We start from the raw sequence: 24,674 nt of genomic DNA, 5'->3' as shown, positions 1-24,674 counted from the left end.
AAATGTCTCATCAATACGCCAATGGCGAATCTGACGCTGTAGGTCTGCCCCGAGCCTATCCATTTATCCACATATGATATAAGCTCGCTGCGGTGCTTTGCGAATACCTTCGGACAAAGCTGGTCACAGGTCGCCCAGTTGTCAACATATGGCAGAAAGGCTTCTGTCAGCATGATACAGCGGGAAAAATCCTTTTCCTCAGATATAATGAAAGCATGGAGCTGATCCTCCTCAAAATACCTGTGGGGCAGCGCTCCGAGAAATTCATCTGTATCGCTGCGCTTCCGCATATCCTTTGCAAGCTTTTTCAGCTCGGGAGTCTTTACACCGATAAAGTGGTCTGTGCTGTGAGTTGGCGTGAGCTTCTGCATAAATACAGCGTACTCTTCGTTTTTCATGCCGAAAAGGGCTTCTTCTGTATCAGTGAGGATACTCATGGCTGTGTCCTTTCAAATTATTTTTGTAAAATTTCCGAAAACTGTTGACAATGGGGCGCTAAAGTGCTATTATAGTTACAAGGTAGAGGCGCGGCTGCGAAAAGTACCTGTACACGGGATCACCTGTCCTATGGTGTGCAGCGAAAGGCAATGCCGCCGAAGAGCTGTCTTTGGTAGATTCAGCTCTGGCTGTATGCTCAACAGGTATACAGCTGTCATCATGCTTTGATGGAGAGCTATCGGCATATTTCGTTTTGATATGTCAACATTTCTATTATAACGCATGATGAGCCGGTTTGCAACCGGTTTTTGTTATTTTTAGGAAAATTTTTTCAAGGAGAGGTAAGTATGAAACAGTACAACGTAGGTATTATAGGCGCAACGGGCATGGTAGGACAGAGATTTGCAACTCTGCTGGAGAACCACCCGTGGTTCAATGTAAAGGTGCTTGCTGCTTCACCAAGAAGCGCAGGACAGACATATGAGCAGGCAGCTGGCAGCCGCTGGAAGATGGCTGTTCCTATGCCGGCAGCTATGAAGGATATGGTGCTTCTTGATGCCACAAATGACATAGAGAAGATCGCAGGCATGGTGGATTTCTGCTTCTGTGCAGTTGATATGAAGAAGGACGAGATAAAGGCTCTTGAGGAGGCTTATGCAAAGGCTGAGTGCCCTATCGTCTCCAATAACTCCGCTCACAGATTCACACCTGATGTTCCTATGGTAGTGCCTGAGATAAATCCGGAGCACATCGAGATCATCAAGGCTCAGCGTGAGCGCCTCGGCACAAAGAGAGGCTTTATTGCTGTTAAGTCAAACTGTTCTATCCAGAGCTATGTTCCTGCACTCCACCCACTGAGAAAGTTCGGGCTGAAGAACGTCCTTGCTTGTACTTATCAGGCTATCTCAGGCGCAGGCAAGAACTTTGAGACATGGCCTGAAATGGTAGATAACCTTATCCCCTACATCGGCGGCGAAGAGGAAAAATCCGAGCAGGAGCCATTAAAGGTATGGGGCGAGATCAAGGGTAATGAGATCGTTAAGGCTACAGCTCCGAATATCACAACACAGTGCCTCCGTGTTCCTGTTTCAGACGGACACACAGCTGCTGTATTCGTAACATTTGAAAACAAGCCTTCAAAGGAAGAGATCCTCAAGCTCTGGGCTGATTTCAAGGGCGTTCCTCAGGAACTCCAGCTCCCAAGCGCTCCAAAGCAGTTCATTCACTACTTTGAGGAAAACGATCGTCCACAGGCTAAGCTTGACAGAAACCTCGAAGGCGGTATGGCTGTTTCTACAGGCCGTCTCAGAGAGGATTCACAGTACGACTACAAGTTCGTATGCCTCTCACATAATACACTGAGAGGTGCAGCAGGCGGCGGCGTGCTTCTTGCTGAACTCCTTGCAGCAAAGGGCTATTTTGATTAAGTGGGGAGCCCCCGCAGGCTTCCGCGTTGACGCTTACGGCAACGAATATATTTGTAGGGGCGGATATTATCCGCCCGAGAAAAAAGTCAATTGTAGGGGAGGGCGCCCTCGCCCTCCCGCAATACAACAACAGCAACCTTTCGGGAGCCCGAGGGCGGGCTCCCCTACAGTTCAATACTCAAAATTTGTAACATAATGGGCGAATGCATATAATTATGCATTATGCATTATGAATTATGAATTAGACGAAAGGATTTGAGTCTATGAAGAATACCATTTTCACCGGCGCTGCTGTGGCTATAATCACTCCTATGAACGCCGACGGTTCTATAAACTACGACGAGCTCGGCCGTGTTATCGACGACCAGATTAAAAAGGGCACTGACGCTATCGTTATCTGCGGTACTACAGGAGAATCCGCTACTATGACAGATGACGAGCACCGCGACTGCATAAAGTTCGCTGTAAAGCACACCGCAGGCAGAGTTCCTGTTATCGCAGGTGCAGGCAGCAATGACACACGCTATGCAGTTGAGCTCTCAAAGGAGGCTGAGGCAGCAGGCGCTGACGCTCTCCTCCACGTTACTCCTTACTATAATAAGGCTACTCAGAAGGGACTTATCGCTCACTTCACCGCTATTGCTGACGCTGTAAATATCCCGATAATACTCTATAATGTTCCCAGCAGAACAGGCTGCGGCTTCGATGTTGCTACTGTTAAGGAGCTCGCTAAGCACAAGAACATCGCTGCTATCAAGGAAGCCAGCGGCAACATCAGCTATGTTGCAAAGCTTGCTGCTGCCTGCGGCGACGATATTGACATCTACAGCGGAAACGATGATATGGTAGTTCCTATCATGTCTCTCGGCGGTAAGGGCGTTATCTCTGTTGCTTCTCACATTATCCCTAAGGAAATGCACGATATGGTTCAGCTCTGCCTCGATAACAACTTCGCAGAGGCTATGAAGCTCCAGCTCAAGTACCTCGACATCATCAACGACCTGTTCATTGAGGTCAATCCTATCCCTGTAAAGGAAGCTATGAACATGGTGGGCTGGAATGCAGGTCCATGTCGTCTGCCTCTCTGCGAGATGACCGACGAGCACAAGGCTAAGCTTCAGGCTACACTTGCAAAGCACGGACTTGTCAAATAACTGAACATTATCTTGTAGGGGAGGGCGCCCTCGCCCTCCCACGATATTCTAAGATATTTCGCGGGAGCCCGAGGGCGGGCTCCCCTACATTATATACGGAATTATATTTTAAAGTAAAGGAGAAAGAAAAATGACCAATATCGCTATTTGCGGCGCTAACGGAAAAATGGGCAAAAACATTTACAGCTGCATCAAGGAGCGCGAGGACTGCGAAGTAGTTGCAGGCGTTGATATCTACACCGAGCAGTATGCAGACTTCCCTATCGTTGAGACTCCTGCACAGCTCCCCGTGAAGCCCGACGTTATCATAGATTTCTCAAATCCTGCTCTTCTGGACGGACTTCTTGAATACTGTCTGTCAACAGGTACTCCACTTGTTATCGGCTCTACAGGCTACAGCGACGCTCAGATAAGCAAGATAAAGTCCGCTGCACAGCAGATACCTGTATTCTTTACATTCAATATGTCACTGGGTATCAATCTCCTTGTTGAGCTTGCCAAGAAGGCTGCTTCCGTACTGGGCGACCAGTTTGACATCGAGATAGTTGAAAAGCACCATAACCAGAAGATAGACGCTCCCAGCGGTACTGCAATAATGCTTGCAAACGCTATCAATGAGACACTTGATAACTCAAAGCACTATGTTTACGACCGCCATTCACGCCGTCAGAAACGTGAAAAGACTGAGATAGGTATGCACTCTATCCGCGGCGGCACTATCGTGGGCGAACATGACATTATCTTCGCAGGAAATGACGAGGTCATCACCCTTTCCCACTCGGCTGCTTCAAAGATGGTATTTGCCGAGGGAGCTGTAAATGCAGCAGTGTTCCTCAAGGATAAGACAGCAGGTCTCTACGATATGTCACAAATGGTATGATAAAAAGTTATCCCCCTCTTAATATGAGGGGGATTTTTTCATGTATTCCAGGTAGTAAACGTGATCATCGTAAAATCATCGTCCTTATAGCCCAGTATAAATCTCTGGAGCTTCACAAGATCGGCAATTCCGACTTCTCCGTCAGAGTTGAAATCATAATGCTCCAACGGCTTTTTATCGGTCAAAACGATTTTTCTGAACGCAATAAGGTCAAAGCTGTCAATAACACCGTCATGGTTTATATCACCGCGTACCTCGGTTACAGTCTGTGTTGGCATTGTAGTAGTTGTAACAGTAGTCGTTGTGGCAGCAGTAGTTGTTGTTGTCGTTGTTGATGTTGTTGTAGTTGTGGTGGTGGTCGTAGTCGTTGTCGTTGTAGTTGTAGTTGTAGTTGTGGTAGTTACAACAGGCTTTTTCTGAGGATATATGTCCAGAAATACGTCCAGAGACTCCAGCGGCTTGCCGTGAAAGTCGAAAAGCGCCTGATTATCAAAGGAAGAACCGCCTGACTCTGTAACGTCCTTATCATAGCCCTTTGCGTAGGAGGTTGCCCAGCCGCTGCCGTACTTATCCCAGAGCTGCTTCTGCTGCTGCCATGAGATGTCAGGAACTCCCAGCCATGCAGGCTCCCAGTAGAATACGCCGATACCGTGTCCGCTGCAGTTTGCAACAGTCTGAAAAACGTCGGTTATCGCCTTAGCCTGTCCGTCCACTGAGATATCATATCTGAGGTCAACGTCCTTTGAGCTTGAAGTAACGGTATTTCCGAAGTTATCACCGTCATTATCGGTGTAAGGGTAGGCAGTCTCGACCACCATGACGTACTTGTTGTACTTGTTGCCGATGCCTGTCAGAACCTTCTGCATATTGTCAAGGGAGCCGTGCCAGTATGAATAGTAAGAGCAAGCAAAAACATCGTAATCCAGCCTGCACTCGTTCATTACCTGTGCATACCAGTCGAAGTGGCCGCTTCCCGGATTTGCAAAGTGATGAGCGATAAGGATATTCCTGTCATAATCGCGTACAGCCTTTTCACCGCTTGCAAACAAGTCACATATCTTATTCATATCCTTTTCATCGCAGAAGAAACAGTTTGTCTCGTTGCCTATCTGGACCATACCGATGTCGCTGCCGTTTTCGGTAAGATACTTCACTACCCATGATGTCCAGTTGTATATCTCTCCTTTGAGCTTGTCGTGGCTGTGGGGCTGCCAGTACTTCGGACGAGTCTGCTTTGCAGGATCAGCCCAGAAGTCGGAATACTGTATATCCGCAAGGAGCTTCATTCCGTGGTCAGCAGCGCGCTTGCCTATCTTAGCGGCAGTTTCAAGATCAGAGTGACCGCCGCCGTAGCTGTTGCCGCTGTCGTCGTGGGGTTCGTTCCATATCCTGACACGGATATAGTTTACGCCGTGTTCTGCAAGAGTCTGGAATATATCCTGTTCCTGACCATTGTCGCCATAGAACTTCACTCCAGCCTCCTCAAGGGAGATTATCGAGGATACATCGACACCTCGGATAGGCTCTCCGCCGTTGATCCTGCTGTCAAAATTATTGAACGTCACCGAGCTGATGCTTGCTGCCTCAGCTGTCTGTGAGGGAGCAATATCTGTATGAAGTGCCGAGGGAAAGGCTATGAGAGCTGCCGCTGCCAGTGCGATCATTCTTTTGATCTTCATGATAAACTCCTTTCTGTACCGTATCAGTCATTTTTCTTGCGTGTTTTGATCCACGCCTTTTTTAACGGGTTTCGCACCTGCATATCGCTGAAATAGTTATACAGCACGTCCTGATTGCAGCCTGCGTCTTTAAGAGAGCCGTAGAGCTGTTCAAGCCCCTTGAGGTCTGTGCCTATCTCAGAGGGAAACTCGATGTCATTTGCAGAAAAAACAACAGCTCCCGTAACAGGCACCTTGTCGAAGCCGCCTTTTTTCAGGTGATGTATAACATTATCGATATGTGTCTTGTTCTGCATCTGTGGATTATAGAGCTTATGAGTCTGGCTGCCTATGGTATGGGTAAGGTTCTTGCCGCTGCCTGTTACCTTGCCCGAGATACCCTTAGTCTCCACAATAAGAACTCCGAAGCGTCCGAAAACAAGGTGGTCAACCTCGCAGGCTTTGTTGTAAAGAGGCAGATAGGCGTTGTTGATTATCCTTATGTGGTCCTTTTTTCCCAGTTTTTTAATAAATTTGCCAACCTTTCGCTCAGCAGCTCTGCCCTTGCGCCTGCCCTTGCTGAAATGAACGCATATATAGAGAATGAGCAGCAATGCAGCGATAGCTGCGGCGGCGATGAGAATCCACGTTTTTTTGTCAAAGTCAAATAAAGCAATATTTTCAAAAACCATAATTTTCTCCTTCAAAAATGAATAATCACGGGATAAGCGGCGATAATAGCTTTGTACCGCTGAAACACGGCACAAGCCGAAATCAGTGGTCGTCGGCGCATAAGCGCCGTAATTCCCGAACAAAGAGGTGTTCTCAATATGTGGGACAAATTAGCTCTTATTCTTCTGATAATCGGAGGAATAAACTGGGGATTGGTCGGTATTTTCGAGTTTGATATGGTGGGCTGGCTTTTCGGCGGCGCAGGAAGCGTCATCAGCCGTGCCGTCTACATTCTCGTAGCGATTTCGGCAGTATGGTGTATATCCCTTCTCTTCCGAAAGGACGAGGAGCTCGCCGTTCAGAATATCGACCGATAGACCTGAACACGCTCCTTTAACGATGCCGTAAGGAGCGGATACATATTGTCAAAAGATCTGAATATGCAAAAAGGGAGGCTTAATGCCTCCCTTGAATTTATGAATTAGTCGCTGATATAAGGAAGCAGAGCGATGTGTCTTGCTCTCTTGATAGCAACTGTGAGCTCACGCTGATGGTAAGCGCAAGTGCCTGTTACACGTCTTGGAAGAATCTTAGCTCTCTCGGTCATGCACTTTCTGAGCTTAGCGAGATCCTTATAATCGATCTTCTCGATTCTGTCAGCACAGAACATACAAACCTTCTTGCGTGGCTTCTTCGCAGGACGGGAATTTCTTTCCTTTTCCATGACTTTTCCTCCTATCGTAATAAAGTAAAGTTAGTTTACTCAGAACGGAACGTCGCCGTCGCTGAGTATTTCCTCGAAATCGCTGAGGTTGCCGTAAGACATACTGTCATTAGCTGCGGGCTGCTGCGGAGCTGCCTGCTGAGGAGGAGCAGAATAATTGTTATTATAGTTATTCTGTGGGGCGTTATTATAGCCGCCGTTATTATAACCGCCGCCATTGCCGCCTGATTCCCTCTTGGAGCCTGTGAATTCAACATTATCTACATAAACATCTGTAGTATAATGAGTTACATCACTGTGATTTCTGTCCTGATAGCTTCCCGTTCTGAGAGTACCCTCAACACAGATCATGCTTCCTTTATTGAAATATCTCGTTACAAACTCGGCAGTCTGTCTCCATGCAATACAGGTGATGAAATCAGCCTGTCTCTCACCGCTCTGCTTGTCAACGAAATTTCTGTTGACTGCAACAGTGAATCTGCAAGAAGCGACACCGCTCTGAGTCTGTCTGAGCTCGGGATCAGCAGTAAGTCTGCCCATTAATATAACCTTATTCATCTGAGCGCCTCCTAAATAATGAAGTAGAATTATTCAACAACTGTTACGAGTGAACGAAGAACGCCGTCTGTGATGTTGAGACGTCTTGAAAGCTCAGCAGGATAATCAGGCTGTGACTGGAATGTGTAGATCACATAGTAGCCCTCTGTCTCGTCCTCGATAGGATATGCAAGCTTGCGCTTACCCCAATCCTCGTTGACTTCAACAGCTTCGGCGTGACGCTCGATTCTCTCCTTGAACTTCTCTACGAGAGCCTTCATAGGCTCTTCGCCGTTCTTGAGGCTGAAAACAACCATTACTTCATACTTAGCGGATACCTTTGCCATTTAGCACACCTCCTTCTGGGATCATGCCCGACAACTCACTGCGGGCAAGGATAATAGTACCTGTTTACACAAGATACTCAAATATTATATCATTTCATTCTGTACTTGTCAAGCACTTTTTCCAAAAAAACGAATCGTTCCGCTTTGTACAGATATATTCGCGCATTTATGAGACTTTGGCGCAGTAAATAATGTATCCTCAATCAGAACATGAAGTTCAGACGAAATATCAGATCAAAGATTCAGCTGGTACATCAATAAAAGTTGACAACTGACCAGCTCCATAGTATAATAGATGTATATGGGAGCCATGATGCTCCCTTTATTTACGAAAGGATATGAATATGAATGGAAACCTATGAGATACTCAAAGACCTTGCGATAATTTTCATATGCGCAAAGGGTGCAGGTCTTCTTGCAAGACGGCTGAAAGCTCCTATGGTCGTAGGTGAGATAGTCGCCGGACTGCTTATCGGTCCCTGTCTGCTGGGCTGGGTGGAGCCTACTCCCTTTATCAAGCAAATGGCTGAGATAGGCGTTATACTCATTATGTTCTCGGCAGGACTCGAAACGAACCTTCAGGAAATGAAAAAATCGGGATTTGCGGCGTTCCTTATCGCCTGCGTGGGAGTTTTAGTGCCGCTGATCGGCGGAAGCCTGCTGTATATGTGCGTTTACGGCTTTTCTGAATTCGGCTCTGACGAATTCTTCAAGGCAGTGTTCATAGGCTGTATCATGACAGCTACATCAGTTGGCATAACCGTTGAGGTGCTCAAGGAAATGGGCAAGCTCAACAGCCGAGTTGGACAGACCATACTCAGTGCCGCTATCATAGACGACGTTATCGGCATTATCGTCCTCACCTTTGTTCTCGGCTTCAAGGACCCCAACAGCAATACTCTCCTCGTTACGGGAAAGATACTGCTTTTCCTTGTATTGTCGCTTGTGATAGGCTTTATCATCTACAAGGTATTCAAGTTCTACGATGACAGACACGCTCATACAAGAAGAATACCTATAATTGCGATCACTCTCTGCTTTATAATGGCATATATCGCCGAAAAGTACTTCGGCATCGCCGACATAACAGGCGCATATATCGCAGGAATAATCCTCTGCAACGTCCGCGACGCCGAATACATAGACCGCCGAGTAAATATCAACGGATATATGTTCTTTGCACCTATGTTTTTTGTAGGTATCGGTCTTGAAACCGACCTTAAAACCGTTGACTCCAGCATGATAGTGTTCTCAATAGGCTTTGTTCTGGTAGCTATGCTCAGCAAAGTCATCGGCTGCGGACTGGTTTCAAAGTGCTTCAGATACAGCTGGCTCGACTGCCTGAAGATAGGCGCAGGCATGATGACAAGAGGCGAGGTAGCCCTTATCATCACAAACAAGGGACTTGGACTTGGCATAATCGACTCGTCCTATTTTACCGCAGTAATACTGCTCATTATCGTATCAAGTATAGTTACGCCGATAATTTTGAAGCTGCTTTTCGGCAGATCACAAGACGATACAGAAAAAGCAGCTGTAAAGGCAGGGAAATAAATCAAAATTTAATGATGTAGGGGCGCACAATGTGCGCCCGCAAACATACACATCAATTTTGACACGGGCGAACAATGTTCGCCCCTACAATACCAATTTTTCGGGACGCCAAAGGCGTTAAATTATGATTTACGAAAGGAGAATAATATGTTCAGAATAGGTCACGGTTATGACGTTCACAAGCTGGTGGAGGGCAGAAAGCTCATACTCGGCGGCATCGAGATACCACACGTTACGGGGCTTCTCGGTCACTCGGACGCTGACGTTCTTGTCCACGCCATAATGGACGCCATGCTGGGCGCTCTCGCTATGGGCGACATCGGTCACCTCTTCCCCGACAACGACGACAGCTTCAAGGACGCCGACAGCATGAAGCTCATGGCTGAGGTTTGCCGCAGGATAAGAGCAGAGGGCTGGGAAATAGGCAATATCGACGCAACTATCATTGCTCAGGCTCCGAAACTCGCTCCACACATCATGGCTATGCGTGAAAATATCGCTAAGGTATGCGGCTGTGACGTGTCACAGATAAGCGTTAAGGCTACCACTGAGGAGCACCTCGGATTCACAGGCGAAAAGCTGGGTATGTCCGCCCACGCTGTCGCACTCATGTGCAAAGCCTGAAATATCCGCAGATGTACTACGTTTACATCATAAAATGCGAGGGCGACCTGCTGTATACTGGCATAACTACCGACGTTGACCGACGAATGGACGAGCATGAGCGCAAAACGCCCAAAGGCGCAAAGTTCACACGCTCTCACCAATTCAAGTCACTTGAAGCTCTCTGGAGCTGCGGCAGCAGAAGTCTCGCCTCAAAGCTGGAATACCGCATAAAGCATCTCAAAAAAGCACAGAAGCTTCGGCTTATTGCAGACAATACCTGCTTTTCTGAGCTGATAAGCGACGAAAACACAGAGTTTTACTGCCGAGAGATCATCTGAAAAGGAGTACCATATGTACGAAAACAAGACCGACGACCTTCCCGTAAAAGCAGTCCTCGCCTGCGTGGATACAGGAGAATTTGACGCCGAGGTCTCCATAGGCGAGCTTGAAGAGCTGGCAGCCACCGCAAACGCCGAGGTGGTTGGCTCAATAATCCAGAGACGTCCCACCTACGATCCTGCTACCTGTATGGGTGCAGGCAGACTTGAAGAGCTAAAGGATCAGCTTGAAGCCCTCGGCGCTGAGCTGGTCATCTTCGACCACGAGCTCACGGGAGTTCAGGTGCGTAATATCGAGGAGATTCTGGACGTCCGAGTTATCGACAGGACTACGCTGATACTTGATATTTTCGCTCAGCGCGCCCGAACAAAAGAAGGTAAATTGCAGGTAGAGCTTGCCCAGCAGAAATACAGGCTCCCCCGTCTTACGGGTATGGGTACTGCCCTTTCGAGACTGGGCGGCGGTATCGGTACAAGAGGTCCCGGAGAAACAAAGCTTGAGACCGATAAGCGCCATATCCGCAAGCGTATCAGCTACCTTGAGGCTGAGCTTGATGAGCTTAAAAAGCACCGTAATTTCTCACGTTCTCGCCGAAAAAAAGATGGTGTTCTCTGCGCGGCTATAGTCGGCTATACAAATGTAGGAAAGTCCACTCTGCTGAACGCCCTTACCGATGCAGGAGTTCTTGCGGAAAACAAGCTCTTTGCAACACTGGATATAACCTCACGTTCTATAGAGCTCCCCGACGGCAGAAGCGTCATGCTCATAGATACGGTAGGACTTATCAGGAGACTTCCCCACAATCTGGTCGAGGCATTCAAATCCACACTTGAAGAAGCTGCGGCTGCGGATATTATCCTCAATGTACAGGACCTTTCATCACCAGAGATAAAAGAGCAGGCAGAGGTCACAGCAAGCCTGCTCAGTGAGCTTGGCTGCGAAGGGATACCTCAGATATACGTCATGAACAAGGCTGACGCGGCACCGTTCACGGATACGGTATTCGAGGACGACACCACTGTTATGATAAGTGCAAAGGAGCGCACGGGCTTTGATAAGCTCCTTGAATGTATAATGAAAAACCTTCCTGAGACCGCAAAGCGCATGAAGCTCCTTATCCCCTACGATAAGGGAGCATTTCTCGGCAAGATACGTCAGGACGGAAAGATATTCTCAGAGGAGTACGCTGAAAACGGAACACTTATCGACGCCCTTGTGGACATTAAGCTGATAAAAGAGGCGGAAAATTACAGGGTCTGAGGTTGACACAGCTTAATAAAAACGATATAATCTAAATATACAATAAATCATAATTTAACGCCTTTGGCGTCCCGAAAAATTGGTATTGTAGGGGCGAACATTGTTCGCCCGTGTCAAAATTGATGTGTATGTTTGCGGGCGCACATTGTGCGCCCCTACATCATTAAATTTTGATTTACAAGAAAGGATAACAAATGAACAGCAAAATAAATGAAATTTACGGCTTCGACAACAGACTCGCCGAGCTCGCCGCTCAGGCAGAAAAAAACTGCGCCGAAGCCTTTGCAAAAATAGACGCTAATGCTGAGTACTGCGGCGCAAAAGTGCTTAAAGCATTTTCCGATAACAAGGTCAGCGAGCCCTGCTTCTACGGCTCTACAGGCTACGGCTACGGCGATATGGGACGCGAGGTCATCGACAAGGTATTCGCTCAGGCTCTCGGTGCTGAGGACGCTCTGGTGCGCTTCAACTTCGTTTCGGGCACTCATGCCCTGTCTGTTGCACTTTTCGGAGTTCTCCGAACAGGCGACAAGATAGTTTCCATAACAGGCAAGCCGTATGACACTCTTGAAGAAGTTATCGGTATCAGCGGCACTAAGGGCAACGGCTCTCTCATGGACTACGGCGTAAATTACGGACAGGTAGACCTGAATGAGGACGGTACTCCCAAGCTGGACGAGATAACCGAAGCTGTAAAGGACGCTAAAGTGGCTTACATACAGCGCTCACGCGGCTATTCCCTCCGCGGAGCTTTCACTATTGCCGATATTGAGAAGATGATAAATGCCGCCAAAAAAGGCAATCCCGATGTCATCATCATGGTGGACAACTGCTACGGCGAATTCGTGGAGGACAGAGAGCCTACTGCTGTAGGTGCTGACGTTATCATAGGCTCACTCATCAAGAACGCAGGCGGCGGTATCGCCCGTACAGGCGGATATATCGCAGGCAGAGCAGACCTTGTGGAGCTCTGCTCCTATCGTCTTACCTGCGTGGGCATGGGCAAGGAGGTCGGCTGTACTCTCGGCATGAACCGCGAAATGCTCATGGGAATATTCTTCGCTCCCGATGTTGTGGCAAACGCAGTCAAGACCTGCACCTTTGCAAGTGAGCTGTTCACACTTCTCGGCTTTGAGTGCTCTCCGCGCAAGGACGAGCCAAGAGGAGATATAATCACTGCCGTAAAGCTGGGTGACGAGGAACATCTCTGCGCATTCTGCCGCGGAATACAGAAGGGCGCTCCCATAGACTCATTTGTAACTCCGGAGCCCTGGGATATGCCGGGCTATTCAAGTCAGGTCATCATGGCGGCTGGTGCTTTCACCAACGGCGCTTCCATCGAGCTGTCCGCAGATGCTCCCCTCCGCGAGCCATACGCTGTATGGATGCAGGGCGGTATTACCTACACAAGCGGTAAGCTGGGTGTAATGCTTGCGGCTCAGGAAATGCTTTCAGAGGGACTTATTAAGCTCTAAATCCTTTCAGCTTTTCTGATCGATCATAATTTAACGCAGAAACCATTAAATAAAAATCGGAATCCCTGATTCCGCATTATAAATCAATGAGGAGGAAAAATTATGCCATTTATCAATGTCAAGACTAATGTTTCTGTTTCCGAGGAGCAGAAAACAAGCATCAAATCCGCTATGGGACGCGCTATCACCGCTATTCCCGGCAAGTCAGAGGGCTGGCTCATGGTGGGCATCGAGCCTGAGTACGACCTGTGGTTCAAGGGTGAAAGCGCTCCTGCCGCTATGGTGGAGGTATCCATTTTCGGAAGCGCTTCTTCAAACGCACTGACCACCCTCACAAGCCATATCACAGGTATTCTCACAGACAATATCGGTATCCCGTCCGACCGCGTGTACGTTAAGTACACCAGTACCAACGACTGGGGCTGGAACGGCTCAAACTTCTGAGGTGATGTAAATGAAACTGACTAAAATTTGCGGACTTCTCACCGCGGCTGTAATATGCACATCTTCGCTCACTATAGCCAATATCGGCGACAAGGGCTTTTACGCTTCTGCTGACGAATGGTGCTTCGCAGGAGAGACCTGCGCTCCCCTCCATGATACTTCAAGGGACGTTCAGAATGAGGGTGTTGGCAATCCTCTGAATTTCGGTGAAAGAAATACTCCTGCGGACGCTTCTGAAGCTGAGATACGCGCTATAAACCACAAAATGACAGTTCAGGAGGTAAAATATGCCCTTTACAAGGAAATTGACGAGCACTGGGACCTTATCTCCACACGTCTGGGACAAACAGACCGTGAAAAGATGTATGCGCTGTTCCTCGGCCTCGGCTCAAGAGAGTCCACCCTGGGCGAGGGCAAGATAGGCTCAGACCATGAAACCGCCTATGAGGACGGCTGGGGAGTAAACTCTGCCCATGCATACGGCACTTTGCAGACCGCTGTTACGGCTTTTGCGGACTGCGATCCAAAGTTCATGCCCGAGGACAATGTTCCCGAAATGTTCCAGTATTCCTTTACCAAGTCAAACTTCTATGACTGTATCATCTCAAATCATATGGGTATCAGAAAGATACTCCACTTTGCGGAGATATGCATAAATGAGCAGGATATGCACGACTATCAGGTAGTGCGCAACAGCCTCAAGGGCTTCAACACAGGCTGGTGTACAAAGGCTGAGGACGAAGGCGCTTATGCCACATACGCCGATGAGATCTGTGCAATGGCTCAGTTCTACTACAATGAGGGACATCTCTACGACAACGTTTTCACATGGACATCTGCCAACGGAGAGGCTATCAATAAGTACCGTACTCCCGACCGCTGGGACTGGTGGGGCGACGGTGTTCCAAGCATGGCTCCCATAGAGGAAAAGCAGGAGACAACCACAACAACTACTACCGTTACTGTGACTTCTGACATAACAACCACTACGACCTCAACTATCCCGACACCTTCTGTGCAGAAAAAATACGTCATGAAGGCAGTCGATAAGGAGACAGGTGAACCCATAGACGATGCAAGCTTCATAATCGCATGGAATATGACGTATAACAACGGCGAAAAGCGTTCAAGCACCTCTACATTCAGCACAGAGAGCGAAAATCCTGTTACTCTCACTCCCGGAAACCTGACCAATGTAACAGATTATGACCTTGAGATTAGAAGCATGAGTCATCATATCTACTACACCTACAGTGAAAATGACGTTGTTATCGAAAAAGACGATGCAAACCACACCATAAACTACACTATCAAGCTCACCAAAAGAGCCGAACCTCAGATCTCTACAGGTTCATGCCTGTTCTATGTGGTCGACAAGGCAACAGGCAAGCTCATAAATGACGGCAGCTTTACAGCAGCACTGACTGTGGTATATGATAACGGTCATGAATCCGACACGGTCTATGAGATAAAGACCGCTAAGTACAATCCTTTCATTGTCGTACCTGCAATACCAAAGAGCTCGAAATCCTATTCCTTTGGTAAATTCACGTCGGCAGACGGCAAATATACATTCTCCGATGAGGATATTGACTACGTACTTGATACTGCGACAATGATAAGCACATATACTGTCAAGGTCTCAGCTGTACAGTCAGTCTATGGCGACGCCAACTGCGACGGTACTGTGGATATGTCCGATGTTGTGCTTATAATGCAGTACCTTGCAAATCCCAACAAATTCGGATTAGAGGGCACTGACAGCAAGCACATGACGGAAAAGGGTGCAGGGAACGCTGATGTTGACCGCTCCAGCGCAGGTATCACCGCAAATGACGCCCTGCGCATACAGGAGTATCTGCTCCATAAGGTGACAACTCTTGAACCTGAGAAATAAACAGCAAAGCCGCTGCAATTGCAGCGGCTTTTTTTAATATCACATTAAGGGACGCCTTCACTTGCAAGGCGTCCCTCTTAAAAAAACAGTCCACTGGACTGTTTTTTTAATTCACCCTTGCGAAGCGCTTTGTAACTGTGGGGCTTTGCCCCACTCCCCACCAGAGGCGCTGCCTCTGGACTCTGCCAAAGGAACACAGTCCCTTTGGAATCCCGTTATTATGCTAATATGATTTTTACAATGTCCTCGGGATTTTCCGCAATGTAGTCCGCACCCTCGGCTTCCAGCTCGGCACGTCCGCGGAATCCCCATACACAGCCGATACTTTCTATACCAGCGTTTTTCGCCGTCTGAACGTCCACATTGCTGTCACCAATCATGTATACACGGTTCTCCACATCGGGCAGAGCCGCGAATATCTCAACAAGTATAGCACTGTCAGGCTTTGTCGGTCTGTAGTCCACGCCGCCGAGAACCTTCACAAAATCTATATCGGGAAGAAACTTCCCTACTATCTCCCTTGCGACGTCCTCGGGCTTATTTGTGGCAACTGCAAGGACCACTCCCCTGCTCTGAAGCTTCTCCAGAGTCTCCTTGATGCCGTTATACAGCATTGTCTTGTCAAGATAATGCTTGGAATAATATTCCTTGAAAAGCCTGTGAAGCTCCCCTGCATTGTCCTTTTTGTCATCGGGAAGCGCTCTTTCGCACAGCTTTTTTGCGCCGTTTCCCACCATTTGCTTGTAGCTCTCATAGTCATGGGTGGGACAGCCCAGCTTTTCCAGTCCGTAATTCACTGCATCACCGAGGTCGCAGATAGTGTCGGCAAGAGTTCCGTCAAGGTCAAAAATCGCTGTTGTCATTGCTCATTCACCTATCAGCTTTCTTATCTCGTCGGGAGTAAAAACGTACTCCTTACCGCAAAAATGACAGCTTACCGCTGTATCCTTACCCTCGTCCGCTATGGACTTCAGCTCGTCCTTACCGATACTTATGAGTACTCTCTCTGTACGCTCGCGGCTGCAGTCGCACTTGTATACAGGGTGAGATGTGTCAAGCTCATTCGGCTCTACCCACTCAAGGAGCATATTTGCTATCTCCTCGGGAGCTATGCCCTCGTCAAGCATAGCTGATATCGGACGTATCTTAGCCACATTTTTCTCGATAATGTCTATGCACTTTTCATCAGCAAAGGGCAGGAGCTGTACAAGAAAGCCGCCTGCTGCCTTTACTGTAAGGTCAGGATTCACAAGAACTCCGAGACTGCAAACTGTGGGTATCTGCTCGCTTGTGGCGTAATAGCTTGCGATATCCTCTGCTATTTCGCCCGAAACAAGGGGGATAACGCCCACATAGGGCTCTTTCAGCCCCATATCCTTGACAACGGACAGCGTACCGTCCCTGCCCACTGCACCGCCTACGTCAAGCTTGCCCTGCGCATTAAGCGGCAGCTCAACAACGGGATTGTTCACACAGCTCTTTACGTTTCCCATACTGTCGGCAACAGCCACAAGCTGTCCCGAGGGACCGCCGCCGTCCACGCGGAGAGTAACGCTGTCCTCCTCGCCCTTGAGCATATAGCCCATAAGTGAAGCGGCTATTGTAAGTCTTCCAAGTCCTGCTGTGATGACAGCAGAGGTCTTGTGTATACGCTCTATCTCTGAAACTATATCCTTAGCATCAAGAACAGCCGCAAAGGCTGAGCCGTCTGCTGATATTGCCCTGTATAAATTACCCATTTTCCTTATCCTTTCAGTTTTTCTGTCCGTTTCTGATACACCTTGCGGCGTAGACTATACGCTGTGAATCAGCTTTCGGCAGCTCAAATGTATCGTCGCCGTACTTACCCAGCACCTCAAAACCGCACTCGTCAAGAAGCCTCTCAATATCAGCCTCGCTGAATGCCCTCTCTGAAAGGGTATCTGAGCTTCGTGAGTACAGCCCGTTATCTTCAAGCTCGAAAAATTCCAGATCCATGCTGACTTCAAGAGTATCCTCGTCAAGAGTGTTCTCCCATACGCAGTAGACGTTTTCTGTCTCATAGGTAAAGGTATTGTTTGCCAGTACTTCGCGGTGCTTGTAGGGAGTGTTCACATCAAAAATAAAAAGCCCGTCCTTCTCTGAGAACATTGCCACGCTCTCAAACACCTTTTTTACGTCGTCAAGACCTGCAAGGTGATTGATACTGTCAAGAGCGCATACAGTCACATCTACGGTGCCGTACATATCCAGCTCACGCATATCCTGGCAGATATACTGTATATCAAGTCCGCTTTCAAATTTCTTGTTCATAGCGATACTCAGCATTTCCTCTGAGTAATCCACGCCTATGACATCATAGCCAAGCCCTGCCATAACCTCTGAGATACTGCCTGTACCGCAGGCAAGGTCAAGGAGAATATTATCCCTTGTAGTCTTGAAGCGCTTGATAATGCTGTGGAAGTATTCTCCGCGCTTTTTATAGTCAATATTCGCTGTAAGCTCGTCATAGTACCGCGCAAACGCACTGTATCTGCTCATAACAATATCTCCTTATTGTCAAATAAAGGGCTGCACCATACCGGCGCAGCCCGCTTCTGTTATTCAGCAAAGCCGAAGTGCAGATAATTATTCTTCATTTTGCTCTTCTGATGTAGGCTGAGTATTTTCGCCTATGAGATTACCCTCGCTGTCACGAGTTTCTCTTGATACCTCAGCACCGCTTGCATCATAGTTGATGTAGTCGATGAGGATATCCCCGTTACTTGCGGTATACTGGTGGATATATTCTCTGAGCACAAGCGCGTTCTGTGAGTTCCACTCATATGACTTCTTCTCATACTCTATCTTGTCCTCTTTCTTGTCGAGAACGATAAGGCGGTTAGAAGCCGAATCCTTCTTTATTTCATATTTAAGAGCATTGAGTTCATCCCAATCGTCATACTTGCCCTTATCGGGATCATATCTGAAGTACTTGCCTGATGTATTCAGCTCGTCTTCCTTTTCCTTTACAAAGAGGTCGGGATAGCCGTCGCCGTCAAGATCTATCTTTTCAATGAAATCATTGATAGTCTTGTTTGAATTCTTTTCAAGTTTTTCCTTTATCTCAGAGGTATCGATGATGAGAGTCTGACAGGAATGGCTCCTGCCGTCGCTGTAGGGACGGATAACCTCAAGCTTATCGGGCTTGTCGCTCTTGAAATCGAATGTCAGTGAGCTATAGTCCTTAGGATCGAATGTAGCAGGCTGTGTAGAAGGCTGCTGAGTCGAAGTCGCAGAGGTAGTGGTTCTGGAAGTAGATCTCGGAGCTGTAGGAACGATCCTTGTGGTTCCGTGTATTACGCTGTTTCCGCCCGAAGCTCTTGTGACTACACGCCCTGATGCCTTAGCAGCAGTAGTAGTCGTTCCCGATATCTTTTCACCTGCTTTTTTAGTAGTGGTGGTCTTTTTATCGCCGCGCTCTGTAGTTGTCTCAGTCTCAGATGTTGTGACCTCCTTGATTGTGGAGGAAGCCGTTCCAGAAACTATCTCGATATGGCTGTCGACCTCAGAGACCTTGACCTTGCCGCAGCCCGCCAACAGCGTGAGAAGAACAACGGGAAGAATATACTTTTTCATTAATGTCACCTCATAAAACCTTTCTTTCTCTTTAAAAAAAGCCTTTCATGCCGAAAGGGGCGATAGCCGCCCCCTCTCGGTAATGGTATCACTTGCTTTCCATATCCTTAGCCTTGCAGCATTTTTTATACTTCTTGCCGCTTCCGCATGGGCATGGATCATTATCGCCGATCTTCTTTGCGCGTACAGGCTCGTCGGAGAAGCTGCCGTCGCCTGCTCCTGCGTTAGGAGCGTCAGGCTTAGCCACCTGCTCACGCTCGGGAGCTTCGTTTCTCTGGAGCTTGACAGTAAGGAGCATACGGATAGTATCCTCACGGATAGCCTCGACCATAGCGTCGAACATCTCAAAGCCCTCGTAACGGTACTCGATAACAGGGTTCTTCTGACCGTATGAACGGAGTCCGATACCCTTCTTGAGCTCTTCCATGTCGTCGATGTGAGCCATCCACTTTGTATCAACGACCTTGAGGAGGATAACTCTTTCGAGCTCACGCATGATCTCTGAGCCGTATTCCTCTTCCTTAGCCTGATATATCTCGCCTGCCTTGGTGCTGAGAGCGTTTACGATATCCTCCTTGGATACCTCCTGAAGCTCCTCATCAGTGAATGTGAGGTCCTCAGGACCGATGAGCCAGCCGAGGAAGTGCTCTTTGAGTCCGACAATGTTCCAGTCGTCCTTGACCTCGTCGTCAACGAGGTAGGTATCAACAGTAGAGCTGATAAGATCCTCCATCATCTTGAGAATGCTCTCGTGGAGATCCTCGCCGTCGAGGACCTGAGCTCTCTGCTTGTAGATTATCTCACGCTGTGTATTCATAACGTCGTCGTAGTTGAGGACGTTCTTTCTTATGCTGAAGTTCTGTCCCTCGACCTTCTTCTGTGAGGACTCGATTATCTTTGTGAGCATCTTGCTCTCGATAGGAGTATTCTCGTCAACGTTGAGAGTCTTCATAAGGTTTTCGAGGCGGTCGCCTGCGAAGATACGCATGAGGTTATCCTCGATCGAGAGGAAGAAGCAGCTTTCGCCCTCGTCACCCTGACGTCCTGAACGTCCGCGGAGCTGGTTGTCGATACGGCGTGACTCGTGGCGCTCTGTACCGAGGATATAAAGTCCGCCTGCTTCCTTGACTGCAACAGCCTTTTCCTTTACCTCTGCGTTGAATTTATCATAAAGCTCACGGTAGAGCTTTCTTGCTTCGATAACTTCCTGTACGTCTGTATCAGCGAAGCCGATAGCCTCGGTGATTATCTCCTCAGGTATCTCGCGCTTTCTCAGCTCTGCTCTTGCAAGGAACTCAGCGTTACCGCCCAGCATGATATCGGTACCACGTCCTGCCATGTTGGTTGCGATAGTAACAGCGCCGTACTTACCTGCCTGAGCAACTATCTCAGCTTCCTTAGCGTGCTGCTTGGCGTTGAGTACCTCGTGCTTGATGCCCTTTCTCTTGAGCATAGCGGAGAGGAGCTCGGACTTTTCGATAGAAACAGTACCAACGAGGATAGGCTGTCCCTTGTCGTGACACTCCTTTATCTTCTCGATGATAGCGGCATACTTGCCCTTTTCTGTTGTATATACCTGATCGTTATGGTCGATACGGATAACAGGCTTGTTAGTCGGTATAGCGATAACGTCGAGCTTGTATATCTCCTTGAACTCGTCCTCTTCGGTCATGGCAGTACCTGTCATACCTGAGAGCTTTGTGTAAAGACGGAAGAAGTTCTGGAAGGTGATAGTAGCCAGAGTCTTTGACTCGCTCTTTATCTTAACGCCTTCCTTAGCCTCGATAGCCTGGTGGAGACCGTCGTTGAAACGACGTCCCATCATAAGACGGCCTGTGAACTCGTCAACGATAATGATCTCGCCGTCCTTGACAACGTAGTCGATATCGTTCTTCATAACGCCGTTAGCCTTGATAGCCTGATTGATGTGGTGGAGGAGCGTCATATTCTCTGAATCCATAAGGTTCTCTACTCTGAACGCCTGCTCAGCCTTCTTAACGCCGCGCTGTGTGATAGTAGCGGTCTTGGCTTTTTCGTCGATGATATAGTCAGCGGTATCGTTGATAGCGTCCTGATCCACCTTGTCGTCCATTTCAACTACGGTAGTAGCTGTAAGAGTCTTTGCAAAGCGGTCAACAATAGCATAGAGGTCTGTTGACTTATCTCCGCGTCCCGAAATGATAAGCGGAGTACGAGCCTCGTCGATGAGGATAGAGTCTACCTCGTCCACGATAGCGAAGTTAGGAGCTCGCTGAACGCGCTCTTCCTTGTGTGTTACCATGTTGTCACGGAGGTAATCAAAGCCCAGCTCGTTATTTGTAGCGTAGGTTACATCGCAGTTATATGCTGCACGGCGCTGGTCATTGTTGAGTCCGTGGAGGATACAGCCGACTGTAAGTCCCAGCCAGCGGAGCACCTTGCCCATTTCCTCTGCCTGTGTCTTAGCGAGGTAGTCGTTTACAGTAACGACGTGAACGCCAAGTCCCGAAAGAGCGTTAAGGTAAGAAGCTACGCAGGCAACGAGAGTTTTACCTTCACCTGTCTTCATCTCGGCGATACGTCCCTGATGAAGAACGATAGCACCGATTATCTGTACGGGATAAGGCTTTTTCTCAAGTACACGCCAAGCAGCTTCTCTTACGGTAGCAAGAGCCTCGGGGAGGATATCATCGAGAGTCTCGCCGTCCTCCAGTCTTTCCTTGAATTCAGCGGTCTTGCCCTTGAGCTCTGCGTCGGAGAGTGCCTGATACTCCTCGTCAAGATCGAGGACTTTATTTTTAATAGGTTCGATACGCTTGAGCTCACGGTTTGAGTAAGCGTTTGAACCAAAAATGTTTTTGAATAAACCCATTTTTGCTTTCCGCCTTTACTTATTATAGTGTAAGTCTGATAAATCATATAAATAGACATAATATATTTTACATCAAACGACATTGTTTGTCAATACCCATAATATAAATAGCGGACAAAGTCCGCTATTTACACAAAAAAGACTGTTCAGCCCTCTCAGGTTGGGCTATTTTTACGCATTTGCGGAAAATACCGGCTGTTTTGGTCAGCCAATTCTTCCCACTCCCTCCGCAGTCTCACAGCAGGAAGAAAACATATCTGCCGCCGCATTGGCTAAGGAATTCAGGATGAGCAATATCCCTGCTATCAGCACTGCAAGTATGATGAGCACTATTTTAGCTGCTTTTTTGAATTTTTCCTTATCTTCTGCGGCAGTTGATGAGGTATCAATAAATGCAAGGCTCACCCATATCCCGATTATCACGATGGTTATTACAATAAACAGCATATTATCTGCTCCTTTCACCTTATCCTATTCTGCCGACCTCTGTTACACAGTTATTACATGATTCAAGAAAAGCCAGAAATGCAAACACCTCACTCATGGCAAAAACAACGACTAATAGGAGCACTGCTGCTATTATCATAAAGATCAGATTTTTTGTTTTGCTTTTTCTGTCCGTTTCTGCAATTATTATCCACAATATTACCGTAAACACCATAAATCCCAATAAAACGATCAATGCTTCCATTACCAACACCTCTTTTTAGTCGTATAATACTCAGATCTGATGTTGATATGATAATATCATATATGCAGAGCATTCACAAGATGTCATTTGTCACTTTTTCAGTGACATTTGTCACTGCTTTTGCGTCCGAAAACCTTATATCAAAATAATGGCGGTGCATTACACACCGCCATTATAGCTTTGTTTTACTGAATAACCTTACGGCTGAGCCGCAGTGTCATTATTTGTTGAGCTTCCAGCTGTCAACGGAAGCTGAATTGTTGAATACGAAGCAGAGGTCCTGCTCGCCGCTGAGTCCCTGAACAGGAACAGTAATTTCCTGCATAGAGCTTCCTGCGGGTATCTCTGCATACGAAACAGCAGTACCGGAAGCGCTGCCCTTGCATACCTTTACGATACAGCCGTTTTTGGAAGAAGCCTTTATCGTCAGACTTGCAGCACCGTCTCCGCAGTCTGCCTTAGATACGCGATACCAGCTGCCTTTTTCTGCGCTTACGGTAGAATTACCGCTTCCGCTTATAGTGATACCGCCCTGATGAGAGAATGTAGCAGCACGTGAAGTTGTATACGGATCAAATGCCTTGATCTGTGAAACACCTGTCTTTGTACCCTTGACCTGCTGCATCGTTCCGTCGGAATTCATGGTGATCTTGTCGATATGTGAGCTTCTGTAGCCCATATCCTTCAGATTCATAACGTCCTGCAGATACTGTGCATGGTAGAACAGATACCACTGTCCCTTGAACTCCATGATAGTGTGGTGATTATTTCCTGTTGTTCCGAAGAAGTTGCCGATATTCTTGAACACCTCGCCCTTATAGGTGAATGGTCCGAGAGGGCTGTCGCTAACCATATAGTCGATAGCAGCGGTTGAAAGACCGTACTGGTTGCCGCCTGTGCTCCAGTTGGTGCAGTAGCTGTAGTAATACTTGCCGTTGTACTTATGGATCCCGCTGTCCTCGAACATATACGGTGCGTCAATGGTAACAGGTGTGCCGACGATAGATGTCATATTATCGCTTAGAGCGACGCAGCGGGCAGATTTCGGATGATCCTTCGGCAGATTGTCTGTACCGCCGCCGAAGTAGAGATAGCCCTTGCCGTCATCATCAACGAGTACCGCAGGATCGAATACCCACGGAACATTTGTGACGCCGTTGGTCTTGCGGTCTATCATTGCACGGCCGTTAGGATCGGACCACGGACCGATGGGACTGTCGGAAGTCAGTACGCCGATGCCGTTTGCATTGTTTGCAAAGTAGAGGAAGAACTTCTCCTTGCCGTTGATCTTCTTGTGGCAGGCAGTTGGCGCCCATGAGTTTCCTGCCCATTTTGCAATACCGTTCTGACCTGCAACATTGATAAGGCCGTGGTCTGTCCAGTTTACGAGGTCATCTGATGAAATGCAGCGCAGACAGTTGATAGTGCTGTAGGTCTCTTTTGTTACCTGACCGTTGTTATAGAGCAGATGATCGTCTGTCATGTAGATATAAACTCTGCCGTTATACTCCATAACACCGGGATCAGCGCCGAAATACTGAGAGATCAGCGGATTGTGTTCGTTATCGTTTTTGTATGATTTAGCAGGGTTCACACTGCCGAATTTCTGAGCCATTGCTGAAAAATCTATCTGCTGGACAGGTATCGTCGTTGTAGTTGTTGTAGCCTGTGTTGTGGGCTGTGTAACAGTGAGACTGTCTGACCAGCTCTCAGGAAGGGCTGAAATTGTGTTCAAGAGGAACTTCTGTATCGAAAGCGCATCGTTAGATGTGATACCGCTTCCTGTCTCGAAAACGTCTGCATTATAGAGCCCCGGCTCTTTAAGTGCATATTTATTTGGGTTTGCAAGAGACTGCATGATAAGAACTACATCGCTCATATCTGTTTCATTGTCGTTGTTAGCGTCGCCCCACTTGGAAACCTTAGCTTCATATGCAGCCTTAGAGTCCTGTACTACAGGAGGCGCAGTCGTGACAGGTACAGTTGTAGTAGTTGTAGTAACAACAGGACCGTCGATCTTTACGCCAGCCTTGGCAACGATAGCCTCGTCAATGCTGAAATCACTTGTTCCCTCTTCCGTCTCAACATAGAGGATATATCCCGAGCCCTCGGGAAGCTTATAG

24 protein-coding genes, 1 pseudogene and 1 riboswitch are annotated in these 24,674 nt (G+C 47.8%); of the genes and pseudogenes, 11 read left to right on the top strand and 14 right to left on the bottom strand.

The genetic code is table 11. The annotated features are described in order from the left end of the window. Positions 1–17: 17 nt before the first annotated feature. Positions 18–437: pseudogene (locus tag K5677_RS12850) on the bottom strand (DNA alkylation repair protein); the annotation flags it as partial. Positions 438–512: 75 nt separating this feature from the next. Beyond that, positions 513–684: riboswitch (Lysine riboswitch) on the top strand. A 101-nt stretch (positions 685–785) separates the two neighbouring features. Here K5677_RS12850 and asd point away from each other — a divergent pair. From asd to dapB, 3 genes are all read left to right on the top strand, one after another. Continuing rightward, the gene (asd, locus tag K5677_RS12845) at positions 786–1,865 is read left to right on the top strand and encodes an aspartate-semialdehyde dehydrogenase (protein ID WP_296728723.1); all 1,080 of its coding nucleotides are present in this window, start codon (positions 786–788) and stop codon (positions 1,863–1,865) included. Between the two features lie 263 nt (positions 1,866–2,128). Then, the gene (gene dapA, locus K5677_RS12840) at positions 2,129–3,019 is read left to right on the top strand and encodes a 4-hydroxy-tetrahydrodipicolinate synthase (RefSeq protein ID WP_296728720.1); all 891 of its coding nucleotides are present in this window, start codon (positions 2,129–2,131) and stop codon (positions 3,017–3,019) included. Between the two features lie 130 nt (positions 3,020–3,149). Next, complete coding sequence (gene dapB, locus K5677_RS12835; RefSeq protein WP_296728717.1) at positions 3,150–3,899, top strand: 4-hydroxy-tetrahydrodipicolinate reductase; 750 nt, start codon at positions 3,150–3,152, stop codon at positions 3,897–3,899. Between the two features lie 38 nt (positions 3,900–3,937). Here the strand turns inward: dapB and K5677_RS12830 are convergent, their stop codons facing one another. After that, entirely contained in the window at positions 3,938–5,578 is a 1,641-nt protein-coding gene (locus K5677_RS12830) for a glycosyl hydrolase 53 family protein (RefSeq protein WP_296728715.1), read from the bottom strand. Positions 5,579–5,601: 23 nt separating this feature from the next. After that, positions 5,602–6,249: a nuclease-related domain-containing protein gene (locus K5677_RS12825; protein ID WP_296728713.1), complete on the bottom strand. Its 648-nt coding sequence runs from the start codon at positions 6,247–6,249 to the stop codon at positions 5,602–5,604. A gap of 138 nt (positions 6,250–6,387) precedes the next feature. Between K5677_RS12825 and K5677_RS12820 the strand changes: the two genes are divergently transcribed. Next, complete coding sequence (locus K5677_RS12820) at positions 6,388–6,606, top strand: DUF378 domain-containing protein (protein WP_296728710.1); 219 nt, start codon at positions 6,388–6,390, stop codon at positions 6,604–6,606. A gap of 104 nt (positions 6,607–6,710) precedes the next feature. Here the strand turns inward: K5677_RS12820 and rpsR are convergent, their stop codons facing one another. From rpsR to rpsF, 3 genes are read right to left on the bottom strand one after another with little or no spacing between them, the layout of a single operon-like run. Then, complete coding sequence (gene rpsR, locus K5677_RS12815; RefSeq protein ID WP_019680929.1) at positions 6,711–6,953, bottom strand: 30S ribosomal protein S18; 243 nt, start codon at positions 6,951–6,953, stop codon at positions 6,711–6,713. A 39-nt stretch (positions 6,954–6,992) separates the two neighbouring features. Beyond that, entirely contained in the window at positions 6,993–7,511 is a 519-nt protein-coding gene (locus tag K5677_RS12810; protein WP_296728707.1) for a single-stranded DNA-binding protein, read from the bottom strand. A 29-nt stretch (positions 7,512–7,540) separates the two neighbouring features. Then, positions 7,541–7,837, bottom strand: a complete 297-nt coding sequence (rpsF, locus tag K5677_RS12805) for a 30S ribosomal protein S6 (RefSeq protein ID WP_109727101.1) — start codon at positions 7,835–7,837, stop codon at positions 7,541–7,543. 348 nt (positions 7,838–8,185) lie between these two features. On the opposite strand from rpsF, the gene K5677_RS12800 reads away from it, so the two are divergent. The 7 genes from K5677_RS12800 to K5677_RS12770 all read left to right on the top strand — a co-directional run bounded on the left by K5677_RS12800 (position 8,186) and on the right by K5677_RS12770 (position 15,412). Then, a complete protein-coding gene (locus tag K5677_RS12800; protein WP_296728704.1) occupies positions 8,186–9,391 on the top strand; it encodes a cation:proton antiporter in 1,206 nt (401 codons plus the stop codon). A 147-nt stretch (positions 9,392–9,538) separates the two neighbouring features. Further along, on the top strand, positions 9,539–10,015 hold the full coding sequence (gene ispF / locus K5677_RS12795) for a 2-C-methyl-D-erythritol 2,4-cyclodiphosphate synthase (RefSeq protein ID WP_024860705.1): 477 nt from the start codon (positions 9,539–9,541) through the stop codon (positions 10,013–10,015). 11 nt (positions 10,016–10,026) lie between these two features. Beyond that, complete coding sequence (locus K5677_RS12790) at positions 10,027–10,335, top strand: GIY-YIG nuclease family protein (RefSeq protein WP_296728700.1); 309 nt, start codon at positions 10,027–10,029, stop codon at positions 10,333–10,335. A 13-nt stretch (positions 10,336–10,348) separates the two neighbouring features. Further along, positions 10,349–11,596 carry a GTPase HflX gene (gene hflX / locus K5677_RS12785; protein WP_296728698.1) on the top strand — a complete coding sequence of 416 codons (1,248 nt, stop codon included), beginning with the start codon at positions 10,349–10,351 and terminating at the stop codon, positions 11,594–11,596. Positions 11,597–11,790: 194 nt separating this feature from the next. Then, complete coding sequence (locus K5677_RS12780) at positions 11,791–13,071, top strand: methionine gamma-lyase family protein (protein ID WP_296728697.1); 1,281 nt, start codon at positions 11,791–11,793, stop codon at positions 13,069–13,071. A gap of 102 nt (positions 13,072–13,173) precedes the next feature. Beyond that, positions 13,174–13,515 (top strand): phenylpyruvate tautomerase MIF-related protein, encoded by a 342-nt coding sequence (locus K5677_RS12775; RefSeq protein WP_296728695.1) that lies wholly within the window; start codon positions 13,174–13,176, stop codon positions 13,513–13,515. 10 nt (positions 13,516–13,525) lie between these two features. Then, the gene (locus K5677_RS12770; protein WP_296728693.1) at positions 13,526–15,412 is read left to right on the top strand and encodes a dockerin type I repeat-containing protein; all 1,887 of its coding nucleotides are present in this window, start codon (positions 13,526–13,528) and stop codon (positions 15,410–15,412) included. A gap of 218 nt (positions 15,413–15,630) precedes the next feature. On the opposite strand, the gene K5677_RS12765 is transcribed toward K5677_RS12770, so the two are convergent. The 8 genes from K5677_RS12765 to K5677_RS12730 form a co-directional block, all read right to left on the bottom strand. Next, a complete protein-coding gene (locus tag K5677_RS12765) occupies positions 15,631–16,275 on the bottom strand; it encodes an HAD family hydrolase (RefSeq protein ID WP_296728690.1) in 645 nt (214 codons plus the stop codon). A gap of 3 nt (positions 16,276–16,278) precedes the next feature. Further along, positions 16,279–17,151 carry an Hsp33 family molecular chaperone HslO gene (hslO, locus tag K5677_RS12760; RefSeq protein WP_296728689.1) on the bottom strand — a complete coding sequence of 291 codons (873 nt, stop codon included), beginning with the start codon at positions 17,149–17,151 and terminating at the stop codon, positions 16,279–16,281. Between the two features lie 13 nt (positions 17,152–17,164). Beyond that, a complete protein-coding gene (locus K5677_RS12755; protein WP_296728686.1) occupies positions 17,165–17,932 on the bottom strand; it encodes a class I SAM-dependent methyltransferase in 768 nt (255 codons plus the stop codon). 87 nt (positions 17,933–18,019) lie between these two features. Beyond that, entirely contained in the window at positions 18,020–19,009 is a 990-nt protein-coding gene (locus tag K5677_RS12750) for a hypothetical protein (protein ID WP_296728685.1), read from the bottom strand. Positions 19,010–19,097: 88 nt separating this feature from the next. After that, positions 19,098–21,860, bottom strand: a complete 2,763-nt coding sequence (gene secA, locus K5677_RS12745) for a preprotein translocase subunit SecA (protein ID WP_296728683.1) — start codon at positions 21,858–21,860, stop codon at positions 19,098–19,100. A 204-nt stretch (positions 21,861–22,064) separates the two neighbouring features. Then, the gene (locus tag K5677_RS12740; protein WP_296728682.1) at positions 22,065–22,307 is read right to left on the bottom strand and encodes a hypothetical protein; all 243 of its coding nucleotides are present in this window, start codon (positions 22,305–22,307) and stop codon (positions 22,065–22,067) included. 19 nt (positions 22,308–22,326) lie between these two features. After that, complete coding sequence (locus K5677_RS12735; RefSeq protein ID WP_296728679.1) at positions 22,327–22,551, bottom strand: hypothetical protein; 225 nt, start codon at positions 22,549–22,551, stop codon at positions 22,327–22,329. 220 nt (positions 22,552–22,771) lie between these two features. Beyond that, a partial coding sequence (locus K5677_RS12730) for a family 43 glycosylhydrolase (RefSeq protein WP_296728676.1) occupies positions 22,772–24,674 on the bottom strand: 1,903 nt, incomplete at its 5' end.

The organism is Ruminococcus sp., from assembly GCF_024684275.1.
This window is presented reverse-complemented; position numbering and strand designations above follow the sequence as displayed.

Excerpts from the sequence above, each read along its gene's own strand:
- asd (WP_296728723.1), top strand. The coding sequence starts at position 786 with ATGAAACAGTACAACGTAGGTATTATAGGCGCAACGGGCATGGTAGGA.
- dapA (WP_296728720.1), top strand. The coding sequence starts at position 2,129 with ATGAAGAATACCATTTTCACCGGCGCTGCTGTGGCTATAATCACTCCT.
- dapB (WP_296728717.1), top strand. The coding sequence starts at position 3,150 with ATGACCAATATCGCTATTTGCGGCGCTAACGGAAAAATGGGCAAAAAC.
- K5677_RS12830 (WP_296728715.1), bottom strand. The coding sequence starts at position 5,578 with ATGAAGATCAAAAGAATGATCGCACTGGCAGCGGCAGCTCTCATAGCC.
- K5677_RS12825 (WP_296728713.1), bottom strand. The coding sequence starts at position 6,249 with ATGGTTTTTGAAAATATTGCTTTATTTGACTTTGACAAAAAAACGTGG.
- K5677_RS12820 (WP_296728710.1), top strand. The coding sequence starts at position 6,388 with ATGTGGGACAAATTAGCTCTTATTCTTCTGATAATCGGAGGAATAAAC.
- rpsR (WP_019680929.1), bottom strand. The coding sequence starts at position 6,953 with ATGGAAAAGGAAAGAAATTCCCGTCCTGCGAAGAAGCCACGCAAGAAG.
- K5677_RS12810 (WP_296728707.1), bottom strand. The coding sequence starts at position 7,511 with ATGAATAAGGTTATATTAATGGGCAGACTTACTGCTGATCCCGAGCTC.
- rpsF (WP_109727101.1), bottom strand. The coding sequence starts at position 7,837 with ATGGCAAAGGTATCCGCTAAGTATGAAGTAATGGTTGTTTTCAGCCTC.
- K5677_RS12800 (WP_296728704.1), top strand. The coding sequence starts at position 8,186 with ATGGAAACCTATGAGATACTCAAAGACCTTGCGATAATTTTCATATGC.
- ispF (WP_024860705.1), top strand. The coding sequence starts at position 9,539 with ATGTTCAGAATAGGTCACGGTTATGACGTTCACAAGCTGGTGGAGGGC.
- K5677_RS12790 (WP_296728700.1), top strand. The coding sequence starts at position 10,027 with ATGTACTACGTTTACATCATAAAATGCGAGGGCGACCTGCTGTATACT.
- hflX (WP_296728698.1), top strand. The coding sequence starts at position 10,349 with ATGTACGAAAACAAGACCGACGACCTTCCCGTAAAAGCAGTCCTCGCC.
- K5677_RS12780 (WP_296728697.1), top strand. The coding sequence starts at position 11,791 with ATGAACAGCAAAATAAATGAAATTTACGGCTTCGACAACAGACTCGCC.
- K5677_RS12775 (WP_296728695.1), top strand. The coding sequence starts at position 13,174 with ATGCCATTTATCAATGTCAAGACTAATGTTTCTGTTTCCGAGGAGCAG.
- K5677_RS12770 (WP_296728693.1), top strand. The coding sequence starts at position 13,526 with ATGAAACTGACTAAAATTTGCGGACTTCTCACCGCGGCTGTAATATGC.
- K5677_RS12765 (WP_296728690.1), bottom strand. The coding sequence starts at position 16,275 with ATGACAACAGCGATTTTTGACCTTGACGGAACTCTTGCCGACACTATC.
- hslO (WP_296728689.1), bottom strand. The coding sequence starts at position 17,151 with ATGGGTAATTTATACAGGGCAATATCAGCAGACGGCTCAGCCTTTGCG.
- K5677_RS12755 (WP_296728686.1), bottom strand. The coding sequence starts at position 17,932 with ATGAGCAGATACAGTGCGTTTGCGCGGTACTATGACGAGCTTACAGCG.
- K5677_RS12750 (WP_296728685.1), bottom strand. The coding sequence starts at position 19,009 with ATGAAAAAGTATATTCTTCCCGTTGTTCTTCTCACGCTGTTGGCGGGC.
- secA (WP_296728683.1), bottom strand. The coding sequence starts at position 21,860 with ATGGGTTTATTCAAAAACATTTTTGGTTCAAACGCTTACTCAAACCGT.
- K5677_RS12740 (WP_296728682.1), bottom strand. The coding sequence starts at position 22,307 with ATGCTGTTTATTGTAATAACCATCGTGATAATCGGGATATGGGTGAGC.
- K5677_RS12735 (WP_296728679.1), bottom strand. The coding sequence starts at position 22,551 with ATGGAAGCATTGATCGTTTTATTGGGATTTATGGTGTTTACGGTAATA.